8 protein-coding genes are annotated in these 11268 nt (G+C 60.0%); 5 read left to right on the top strand and 3 right to left on the bottom strand.

Annotation, left to right across the window (positions count from 1 at the left end):
- Positions 1 to 62 precede the first annotated feature (62 nt).
- Together folK and folB are read right to left on the bottom strand one after the other, a co-directional pair.
- Positions 63 to 581: a 2-amino-4-hydroxy-6-hydroxymethyldihydropteridine diphosphokinase gene (gene folK, locus L8K08_RS25605; RefSeq protein WP_242200747.1), complete on the bottom strand. Its 519-nt coding sequence runs from the start codon at positions 579 to 581 to the stop codon at positions 63 to 65.
- Entirely contained in the window at positions 572 to 925 is a 354-nt protein-coding gene (gene folB / locus L8K08_RS25600) for a dihydroneopterin aldolase (RefSeq protein ID WP_106575528.1), read from the bottom strand. The genes folK and folB overlap by 10 nt, the downstream gene beginning before the upstream one ends.
- Before the next feature lie 72 nt (positions 926 to 997).
- Between folB and plsY the strand changes: the two genes are divergently transcribed.
- Positions 998 to 1567: a glycerol-3-phosphate 1-O-acyltransferase PlsY gene (gene plsY, locus L8K08_RS25595; RefSeq protein ID WP_094951989.1), complete on the top strand. Its 570-nt coding sequence runs from the start codon at positions 998 to 1000 to the stop codon at positions 1565 to 1567.
- Positions 1568 to 1599: 32 nt separating this feature from the next.
- Here plsY and tsaD read toward each other — a convergent pair whose 3' ends face one another.
- Complete coding sequence (gene tsaD / locus L8K08_RS25590) at positions 1600 to 2625, bottom strand: tRNA (adenosine(37)-N6)-threonylcarbamoyltransferase complex transferase subunit TsaD (protein ID WP_106575530.1); 1026 nt, start codon at positions 2623 to 2625, stop codon at positions 1600 to 1602.
- Between the two features lie 203 nt (positions 2626 to 2828).
- On the opposite strand from tsaD, the gene rpsU reads away from it, so the two are divergent.
- From rpsU to L8K08_RS25570, 4 genes are all read left to right on the top strand, one after another.
- A complete protein-coding gene (gene rpsU, locus L8K08_RS25585) occupies positions 2829 to 3044 on the top strand; it encodes a 30S ribosomal protein S21 (protein WP_002551877.1) in 216 nt (71 codons plus the stop codon).
- Positions 3045 to 3487: 443 nt separating this feature from the next.
- Entirely contained in the window at positions 3488 to 5458 is a 1971-nt protein-coding gene (gene dnaG, locus L8K08_RS25580; protein WP_242200745.1) for a DNA primase, read from the top strand.
- A gap of 67 nt (positions 5459 to 5525) precedes the next feature.
- Positions 5526 to 7376 carry an RNA polymerase sigma factor RpoD gene (rpoD, locus tag L8K08_RS25575; protein WP_106575532.1) on the top strand — a complete coding sequence of 617 codons (1851 nt, stop codon included), beginning with the start codon at positions 5526 to 5528 and terminating at the stop codon, positions 7374 to 7376.
- 135 nt (positions 7377 to 7511) lie between these two features.
- The gene (locus L8K08_RS25570; RefSeq protein WP_242200743.1) at positions 7512 to 11255 is read left to right on the top strand and encodes an EAL domain-containing protein; all 3744 of its coding nucleotides are present in this window, start codon (positions 7512 to 7514) and stop codon (positions 11253 to 11255) included.
- Positions 11256 to 11268 lie beyond the last annotated feature (13 nt).

Below are 11268 nucleotides of genomic sequence, written 5' to 3'. Positions count from 1 at the left end.
AGCCCGCTCGCCACGGGGGATTTGCGAGTCAGCGTCCACCGTTGAATCCGGGCAGGCGAGCGTTACAGGAGATTTTTCGGGGTGAGTGGCTGGTTTTGCCATTCAAACGCGACAGGTGCCAGCACCTGGTCGATCTGCGCATCGCGCCACAGCTCGGCCAATGTCTTGCCCACCTCGGGATGCACGCGATTCGGCGCCATCAACGACAACGGCCACAGCACAAAGGCATTTTTGAGGATTTCTGCGCGCGGCAGGATCAAGCCGTCGAAATTCCCGACCAGTTCGCCATACAGCAGCACGTCGATATCCAGCGGCAGCCCTTTGCGGTCCGGCGCATAGCGGCCATTGTCGGCCTCAATGAATTTCAACCGGCGATCCAACTCCATCAACGGCAAGTCGGTATAGGCCGACACCACCAGGTTGAAAAACGGCCCGCTTTTGATCCCCACTGGCTGGCTTTCGAACACGGGCGAGCAGCGCATATCCGTCAAGAAGCTCGCCAGCGTATCCAGGCCAGCGCGCAGATGGCGCTCGCGCTCGATATTGCTGCCAAGGCCAAGGTAAACCTGAGTTAGCGACATCCGCGCTCGATCTCCACGCCCACGCCTTTGGCTGCCGGCACGGCACCCGGCTTGGTCAGCTTGAGGCGCAACCAGGGAATCTGGAATTCGCTCATCAGCACTTCGGCCAGGCGTTCGGCGAAGGTTTCTACCAGTTGATACTGGGACTGCTCGGCAAAGGCCTGAATACGCGCGGACACGCTGGCGTAATCGAGCGCCAGGGTCAGGTCGTCACCCGCAGCAGCAGGGCGATTGTCCCAGGCGAAGCTCAGGTCCAGGCGCAGGCATTGCTTGATGCCGCGCTCCCAGTCGTAGGCCCCGATCACGGTGTCGACTTCCAGGCCTTCGATAAACACTCTGTCCAAGCTCTTCTCCGCAGCACGACAAGGGCGCGTTGCCCCGTTAGAATCAGGGCGTCCTCGCCCGGAATAGTTAGCATGTTTTGGTCACTGGCGATTCTCGCCTACCTGCTCGGCTCGCTGTCCTTCGCCATTTTGCTCAGCCGCCTGACGGGAAATCCCGATCCGCGAATGAGTGGCTCAGGCAATGCCGGTGCCACCAACATGTTGCGCCTGGCCGGCAAAAAACTCGCCGTGCTGACGCTGCTGGGCGATATCTGCAAGGGCCTGTTGCCCGTACTCATCGCCAGCCTCGCCGGCCTCACCCTGCAACAGCAGGCCTGGGTGGGCGTGTGCGCTGTCCTCGGCCATCTGTTTCCGCTGTACTTCCGCTTTCGCGGCGGCAAGGGTGTCGCCACGGCGGCCGGCATGCTGCTGGGGATTTACCCTCCAGCAGCGCTGCTGGCCGTGCTGGCCTGGCTGTTGACGTTCTACCTGACCCGCACCAGCTCATTGGCCGCATTGATCGCCACGCCGCTCACCCTGCCATTGCTGGCCTGGCAGGCGCCTGCAGCGCTGTTGCCGATGAGCGTGCTGACACTGCTGATCGTCTGGCGCCACCGCGGCAATTTACGCGACCTGTTTGCCGGGCGCGAACGGCATTTTTAAATACGTTCGATGAGCCCGGCTCACGTGAGCCCTTACAGCGGTGAAAGTTGCTCCATCGGCCAGCGTGCCTGCACGCTGATCGCCAGGCTTTCATGCTGGCCGGCCTGCAGACGCTGGCAACCGGCGTAGGCGATCATTGCACCGTTGTCGGTGCAGAACTCAGGGCGCGCATAAAACACGTCGCCCTGCATGTCGCCGAGCATTTTTTCCAACGAGGTGCGCAACGCTTTGTTGGCACTGACGCCGCCGGCGATCACCAGGCGCTTCATGCCCGCCTGTTTCAGGGCGCGCTTGCACTTGATGGTCAAAGTCTCCACCACGGCCTGCTGGAACGCCAGTGCGATGTCGCAACGGGCTTGCTCACTGTCGTCCCCGGCGCTGACGCTTTGCTGCCAGGTGTTCAGTGCGGAGGTTTTCAAGCCGCTGAAGCTGAACATCAGGCCCGGGCGATCGCACATTGGACGCGGGAAGGTGTAACGGCCCGGCACGCCTTTTTCGGCGAGACGTGCGATTTCCGGACCGCCCGGATAATTGAGGCCCATCATCTTCGCGGTCTTGTCGAACGCTTCACCGGCGGCATCGTCCAGAGACTCACCCAACAGCGTGTATTGGCCAATCGCATCGACCTGAACCAGCTGCGTATGCCCACCGGAAACCAACAAAGCGACGAACGGGAACTGTGGCGGTGTTTTTTCCAGCATGGGTGCCAGTAAATGACCTTCCATGTGGTGCACGCCGAGGGCCGGAATGCCCCAGGCAAACGCCAGCGCCTGGGCGCAAGAAGCCCCAACCAGCAGGGCTCCGACCAATCCGGGGCCGGCGGTGTAGGCAATCGCGTCGATCTCGGTCGGCACGCAGCCGGCCTCGTCCAACACCTGGCGAATCAACGGCAGCATGCGCTTGACGTGATCGCGGCTGGCGAGCTCCGGCACCACACCGCCATAGGCGCGGTGCAGGTCGATCTGGCTGAACAGTGCATCGGCCAAAAGCCCGCGTTCACTGTCGTAAAGTGCGACACCGGTTTCGTCGCAGGAGGTTTCAAGTCCCAGTACTAGCATGGGTTTGCGCCTTGTAGAGGCTGAATTCGAAGGCGCGCATAATAGTCGCCACTCCCCCTCCCGACTAGCGGTTTTCGATCAGAGGCTTTGCATTCCGGGCAATGAGGGGTTAACATCCGCAACCCTTAAAAACCGACGACCTCAGCCGCGAATTTTTTGCGACGAGAACGTTGATTCCCGGTAATGAAAGAAGGTAGCTCTGGATGCCAGCCGTCAAAGTAAAAGAGAACGAACCCTTCGACGTAGCTCTGCGTCGTTTCAAGCGCTCCTGCGAAAAAGCCGGTGTTCTGGCTGAAGTTCGTAGCCGCGAATTTTATGAGAAGCCAACTTCTGAGCGTAAGCGCAAAGCAGCAGCCGCTGTTAAGCGTCACGCTAAGAAAGTTCAGCGCGAGCAGCGCCGCGCCGTTCGTCTGTACTAATACACAGACTTACGTAGCAAGCTTCTGCCAAGCCCGGCCCTCAGCCGGGCTATTGGCATTTGCGGATATCGCTTGATGCTTCACCGTCGACGCCGCACACGCGACCGAGACACTGCTTCACACGTCAGGACTGGCTCTTTTGCCAGCGGTGCGCGTCTCTTCTGACGAGCCTAACAAGGCTACTGACGAGCACACTCATTCTTCAAACAGACGATCAACCGTGTCGGCTGTGCCCAACGATGCGTTTCCGAGGCCCGCCATTGGCCAACACCGGACGCCCGGGCAACATTTCCAGGCCGAACACTGATAGAAATTAACGTCAGTGAATGTTCGGCAGATACACTCCCTGACAGCCCAACCAGACGACAGTTGATCGAGCCGCACAATGTGTGCGCCTGAACACTTCGCGGGCCTCATTGATACGCAGTGATGACGAGAACGCCATGGCCGGGCTAATTCCCCAGAGCTTTATTGACGACCTTCTGAACCGCACCGACATCGTCGATGTTGTCAGCTCGCGCGTGCAACTGAAAAAAGCCGGCAAGAACTACACCGCCTGCTGCCCGTTCCACAAAGAAAAGACTCCCTCGTTCAGCGTCAGCCCCGACAAGCAGTTCTACTACTGCTTCGGCTGCGGCGCGGGCGGCAATGCCCTCGGCTTTCTCATGGACCACGACAACCTGGACTTCCCCCAGGCTATCGAGGACCTGGCCAAAGCCGCCGGCATGGAAATCCCCCGCGAAGAAAGTGGCCGCCCGTACAAACCGCGGCAACCCACCGACTCGCCGCTGTACCCGCTGCTGACGGCCGCTGCCGACTTCTACCGTCAGGCGCTCAAAAGTCATCCGCAGCGCAAGGCCGCTGTCGAATACCTCAAGGGGCGCGGCCTCACCGGTGAAATTGCCCGGGACTTCGGCCTGGGTTTCGCGCCGCCAGGCTGGGATAACCTCTACAAGCACCTGAGCAGCGACACCCTGCAGCAGAAAGCCATGATCGACGCCGGCCTGCTGGTGGAAAACGCCGAGACCGGCAAGCGCTATGACCGCTTTCGCGACCGCGTGATGTTTCCGATCCGCGACAGCCGTGGCCGGATCATCGCGTTCGGCGGCCGAGTGCTCGGCGACGACAAACCCAAGTACCTGAACTCCCCGGAAACCCCGGTGTTTCACAAGGGCCAGGAACTCTACGGTCTGTTCGAAGCGCGTAAAAACAACCGCAACCTCGATGAAATCATCGTGGTTGAGGGCTACATGGACGTGATCGCCCTCGCCCAGCAAGGACTGCGCAATGCCGTGGCCACCCTGGGCACCGCCACCAGCGAAGAACACATGAAGCGCCTGTTTCGTGTGGTGCCCAGCGTGCTGTTCTGCTTCGACGGCGATCAGGCCGGCCGCAACGCCGCCTGGCGCGCGCTCGAAGCCACGCTGTCGAGCCTGCAGGATGGCCGCCGTGCACGTTTCCTGTTTTTGCCCGAAGGTGAAGACCCGGACACCCTGGTGCGCTCCGAAGGCACCGATGCGTTCCGCGCGCGCATCAATCAACATGCGCAGCCGCTGGCCGACTATTTCTTCCAGCAATTGACCGAAGAAGCCGATCCGCGGTCCCTTGAAGGCAAGGCCCACATGGCCACGCTCGCGGCACCGTTGATCGACAAAGTACCGGGCGCCAACCTGAAGTCACTGATGCGCATGCGCCTGCTGGAAATCACCGGTTTGAGCGGCGAGGCCGTCAGTCAGCTGGTGCACAACGCGCCGCAAGACGCACCGCCGGCTTACGACCCAGGCATGGATTACGACGCCATGCCGGACTACTCGGACTTTCACCAACCGCAGGAGGCCTACGCGCCCCAGCAGGAGTGGACACCGAAGAAACCCGGCGCCGGCGGCAAGAAATGGGACAAGAAACCCTGGAGCAAGAACGGCAAGCGCGGTGATCGTGATGAGGCCTACGCGCCACGCACGCCGGTGGCAGTGGAAGCCCCTACGCTGATTGCGTTGCGTACGCTGATCCACTACCCGCAATTGGCGAAGAAAGTTGAGAGCGCCGATCATTTTGCCAACGAGAGCAACACTTACGCTCAGGTACTGATCGCCTTGATCGAGGCGGTACAGAAAAATCCTAAGCTAAACTCAATTCAGTTGATGGCTCGCTGGCATGGCACCGAACAAGGCCGCCTCTTGAAAGCACTCGCAGAAAAGGAGTGGCTAATTGACGGCGATAACCTTGAACAACAGTTTTTAGACACCATTACTAGGTTATCCGCGGGTCAGCACACGCAGACCCTCGATGAACTCATCAAGAGAGCAAGGCAGCCGGGATTATCGGCTGAAGAGCAGATTCAGATAGCAAAACAGATGCGCGACCTCTTAAAACAGAATGTTTCCGCATCAAACCCGACCTCAGCTGGCGTGTGAGGTCATAGCTCGGGTATAATCCTCGGCTTGTTTTTTGCCCGCCAAGACCTTCAGTGGATAGGGTGTTATGTCCGGAAAAGCGCAACAGCAGTCTCGTATCAAAGAGTTGATCACACTGGGTCGTGAGCAGGGTTACCTGACTTACGCCGAGGTCAACGACCACCTGCCTGAGGATATTTCAGATCCAGAGCAGGTGGAAGACATCATCCGCATGATTAACGACATGGGGATCAACGTATTCGAAACTGCGCCAGATAAGGATTCCCTTATGCTGGCCGACGCCGATACTGACGAGGCTGCGGCCGAAGAGGCAGCAGCAGCGTTGGCAGCAGTGGAGACCGATATCGGTCGCACGACGGACCCTGTGCGCATGTACATGCGTGAAATGGGTACGGTCGAGTTGCTGACACGCGAAGGCGAAATTGAAATCGCCAAGCGTATCGAAGAGGGCATCCGTGAAGTGATGGGCGCAATTGCGCACTTCCCTGGCACGGTTGACCACATTCTCTCCGAGTACACCCGCGTTACCACCGAAGGTGGCCGCCTGTCCGACGTTCTGAGCGGTTATATCGACCCGGACGATGGCATTGCGCCGCCTGCTGCCGAAGTACCGCCGCCTGTCGATGCGAAAGCCGCGAAAGCCGACGACGATTCCGAAGACGACGATGCTGAAGCCAGCAGCGACGACGAAGATGAAGTTGAAAGCGGTCCGGACCCGATCATCGCGGCCCAGCGTTTCGGTGCGGTTTCCGATCAAATGGAAATCACCCGTAAGGCGCTGAAAAAGCACGGTCGCGGCAACAAGCAGGCCATTGCCGAGCTGATCGCCCTGGCTGAGCTGTTCATGCCGATCAAGCTGGTGCCGAAGCAATTCGAAGGCCTGGTTGAACGTGTTCGCAGTGCCCTTGAGCGTCTGCGTGCCCAAGAGCGCGCAATCATGCAGCTCTGCGTACGTGATGCGCGCATGCCGCGTGCTGACTTCCTGCGCCAGTTCCCGGGCAACGAAGTTGACGAAAGCTGGACCGACGCACTGGCCAAAGGCAAGGCGAAATACGCCGAAGCCATTGGTCGTCTGCAGCCCGATATCATCCGTTGCCAGCAGAAGCTGACTGCGCTTGAGACTGAAACCGGTCTGACGATTGCCGAAATCAAGGACATCAACCGTCGCATGTCGATCGGTGAGGCCAAAGCCCGCCGCGCGAAGAAAGAGATGGTTGAAGCGAACTTGCGTCTGGTGATCTCCATCGCCAAGAAGTACACCAACCGTGGCCTGCAGTTCCTCGATCTGATCCAGGAAGGCAACATCGGCTTGATGAAGGCTGTGGACAAGTTCGAATACCGTCGCGGCTACAAGTTCTCGACTTATGCCACCTGGTGGATCCGTCAGGCGATCACTCGCTCGATCGCCGACCAGGCCCGCACCATCCGTATTCCGGTGCACATGATCGAGACGATCAACAAGCTCAACCGTATTTCCCGGCAGATGTTGCAGGAAATGGGTCGCGAACCGACCCCGGAAGAGCTGGGCGAACGCATGGAAATGCCTGAGGATAAAATCCGCAAGGTATTGAAGATCGCTAAAGAGCCGATCTCCATGGAAACGCCGATTGGTGATGACGAAGACTCCCATCTGGGTGACTTCATCGAAGACTCGACCATGCAGTCGCCAATCGATGTCGCCACAGTTGAGAGCCTGAAAGAAGCGACTCGCGACGTACTGTCCGGCCTCACTGCCCGTGAAGCCAAGGTACTGCGCATGCGTTTCGGCATCGACATGAATACCGACCACACCCTTGAGGAAGTCGGTAAACAGTTTGACGTGACCCGTGAGCGGATCCGTCAGATCGAAGCCAAGGCACTGCGCAAGCTGCGCCACCCGACGCGAAGCGAGCATCTGCGCTCCTTCCTCGACGAGTGATACCAGAACCCCCGGCCCAGGCCGGGGGTTTTGCTTTGTGCAGATCACTTTCTACAGATTAACTGCCGCGCAACACCCCTCCCCCGCAATGCCCGTCTACACTCGAAATATTCCCCGTGCCATAACGAGACCGTTATGCCCAGACTGCCGACCGTGATACTGCTGTCGCTGCTCACCTGGACCGCAACGGCTGGCGCGTTGACTCTCACCGATGAAGAGCGTGGCTGGCTGGCGGACCATCAGGAGCTGCGACTGGGAGTGGACACCTCTTGGCCACCCTTCGAATACCGTGACGAAAATGGCCGTTATCAGGGCCTTGCCGCCGACTACGTACGCCTGATCCAGGACCGCCTGGGCGTCAGGATCAACCTGATCGAGCCCGCCAACTGGACGGCCGTGCTCGAACAGGCCAAAAACAACCAGCTCGACCTGCTGCCCGGCATCATGTCCACCCCGGAGCGCCAGGGTTTCCTGGCCTTCACCCGGCCGTATCTGGACTTTCCCATTGTCATCCTCGCCCACGAAGGCGGCGCCAAACCGCGCAACCTCAAGGACCTTTACGGGCTGAAGATCGCCGTGGTGGAGAACTACGCGCCCCACGAATTGCTGCGCACCCACCATCCCGACCTCAACCTGGTGGCCATGCCCAACGTCAGCTCGACGCTGCAAGCCCTGGCCACTGATGAAGTGGATGCCGTCGTCGGTGATCTTGCCTCCAGCGTCTGGAGCCTGCGCCAACTCAAACTCGATGGGTTATACGTCAGCGGTGAAACGCCCTACCGCTATCAACTGGCAATGGCCGTACCGCGCGATGAGAAAATGCTGGTGGGTATCCTGGACAAGGTGCTCGCCGACCTCAGTTCGGACGAAACCGACGCCATCCAGCAACACTGGGTAGGCAGCTTCACCGATCACCGCATGTTCTGGGCCGACCTGCTGATGTACGGCCTGCCAGCCGTGCTGCTGTTGAGTACCGTGCTGGCCATCGTGATTCGGATCAATCGTCGGCTCAGTTCGGAAATATCCCGGCGGGTTGCCCTTGAGCAAGAACTGCGCAGCAGCGAATACCACTACCGCGGCCTGGTGGAGAGCCTGTCCGCCATCGCCTGGGAAGCCAGCATCACGGACTTCACCTACAGCTATGTGTCGCCGCATGCCGAAGAGCTGCTTGGCTACCCCCGCGCGCATTGGCTGATTCCAGGGTTCTGGCGCAACATCATCCACCCCGCCGACCTGACGCGCGCCGAGGCCTACTGCTACCGGGAAACCCGCGCCAACCGCGACCACAGCCTCGATTACCGAGTCATCACCGCGGACGGACGCTGCCTGTGGGTACGCGACATTGTCAGCCTTATCGAACACGGGCATGAGCCGGTGCTGCGCGGCTTGATGATCGATATCAGCGAAGCCAAGCGCACCGAAGAAGCCCTGCAGCTTTCCGAGCAGAAATTTGCCTCGGTGTTCCAGCAATGTCCGGACATCCTGGTGATTGCGCGGATGTCCGATGGCTGCCTGCTGGAGGTCAACAAGGCGTTCGAAGACCAGATCGGCCTGAGCGCCGAGGACGTGGTAGGCAAGACCGCCACAGAACTGAATATCTGGGGCATTCAGAACGTCGGGCCCGACCTGCTGCAACGCGTGCAGACCACCAGCATCCGCAACCTCGAAATGTCGTTCCGACGCAGCAACGGCCAGGCATTTACCGGGCTGATCTCGGCGGAACCGTTCCAACTCGACACCACCGAAGCCCTGGTGGTGGTGGTGCGCGATATCACCCAGCTCAAAGAAACCCAGCAACAGTTGCAAACGTCCGAAGAGAAATTCGCCAAAGCCTTCCACGCCTCACCCGATGGCCTGCTGCTGAGCCGTCAACGTGATGGGCTGCTGATTGAAGTGAATGAAGGCTTCAGCCGGATTACCGGTTTCACCAGTGTGACCTCGCTCGACCAGTCAACCCTGGACCTGGGTATCTGGGTCGACCTGAACGAGCGCAAGCACATGCTGGAACTGATGCGGCGCGATGGTTTTGTGCGCGATTTCGTCTGTCATATACGCCGCAACGACGGGCAGATTCGCCTCTGCGAAGTGTCCAGTCGGCCGCTGCCCATCGGCGATGAAGATTGCATGCTGACCATTGCGCGAGACATCACCGAACGCCAGTTCATGCAGGAAAAACTGCAACAGGCCGCCACGGTGTTTGAGAGCACTGCCGAAGGTGTGTTGATCACCGACACCCGGCAGAACATCAGTGCCGTCAACCGCGCGTTCAGCGAAATCACCGGTTACAGCGAAGCCGAAGCCCTTGGCAGCACGCCGCGCCTGCTCGCCTCCGGCCTGCACGACAGCGCCTTCTATGCGGCCATGTGGCACCAGTTGACCGCCCACGGCCATTGGCAAGGCGAGATTTCCAACCGCCGCAAGAACGGCGAGCTGTACCCCAGTTGGCTGACCATCAGTGCCGTGCGCAACCGCGAGCAATTGATCACCCACTTTGTCGCCGTGTTTGCCGACATCTCCAGCCTCAAGCACGCCCAGGCGCGCCTCGACTACCAGGCACACCATGACCCACTGACCGGATTGCCCAACCGCACCCTGTTCGAAAGCCGGTTGCAGGCCGCACTGAATGGCCAGCAGGAAAGCGGCAACCAAGGCGCGGTGCTGTTTCTGGACCTGGACCGCTTCAAACACATCAACGACAGCCTCGGCCACCCCGTCGGCGACCTGCTGCTCAAGGACATCGCCGTGCGCCTCAAGGAGCAACTGCGTGATGTCGACACCGTGGCACGCCTGGGCGGCGACGAATTCATCATTCTGCTGCCCGGCCTGCAACACGCCAGCGATGCCGAGCACCTGGCCAACAAGCTGCTCGCCTGCTTCACCCCGCCGTTCCAGGCCGGCGAGCACGAGTTCTTTATCAGCGCGAGTATCGGCACCAGCCTGTACCCGCAGGACGGCACTGACGTCGCCACCCTGGTGAAAAACGCCGACGCGGCGATGTACCGCTCCAAGGCCAAGGGCCGCAACCGCGTCGAAAGCTACACCCGTGACCTCACCGCCCAAGCCAACGAGCGCGTGGCCCTGGAACACGAACTGCGCCGCGCCATCGAACGTGACGAACTGAGCCTGTATTACCAACCCAAGCTGAGCCTGGCGACCCACGAACTGATCGGCGCCGAAGCCCTGATCCGCTGGCGCCATCCAACCTTTGGCGACGTGCCGCCTGAGCATTTCATCCCCCTCGCCGAAGAGAACGGCATGATCCTGCAGATCGGCGATTGGGTACTGGAACAGGCCTGCCAACAACTGCACGCCTGGCAAACGGTTTATGAGGATTTCGGCCCACTGTCGGTCAACCTCGCCGGCGCACAACTGCGCCACCCCAACCTGCTCGCGCGCATTGAACAGCTGCTGCGCGACTACCGTCTGGAGCCCGGCTGCCTGCAATTGGAGATCACCGAAAACTTCATCATGAGCCAGGCCGAGGAAGCCCTGGAAGTGCTGCACCAACTCAAACGCCTGGGCGTGCAGCTGGCGATTGACGATTTCGGCACCGGCTATTCATCCCTCAGCTACCTCAAGCGCTTGCCGCTGGATTTCCTCAAGATCGACCAGTCCTTCGTGCGCGGCTTGCCCGACGATCCGCACGACGCCGCCATCGTGCGCGCCATCATCGCCCTGGGCCACAGCATGCAATTCACCATCATCGCCGAAGGCGTGGAAAACCCCGCGCAACAAGCCTTTCTTGCCGCCGAAGGCTGTGAACAGATGCAAGGCTACATCGTCAGCCTGCCCCTGCCGCCCGAGCTTTTTGCCGAGGCTTTTCTTCATCTGAGGGTTTCAGACTTTTCGGATGGCACAGCGGGGAAACCATCGTTATAATCCGCGACCTGTT

This window comes from Pseudomonas sp. TREG-RG-20F-10-E-6-01 (genome assembly GCF_022662455.1).
GTDB lineage: Bacteria > Pseudomonadota > Gammaproteobacteria > Pseudomonadales > Pseudomonadaceae > Aquipseudomonas.
The sequence above is the reverse complement of the archived record's forward strand: the minus strand, read 5'-3'. Positions and strand labels throughout refer to the sequence as shown.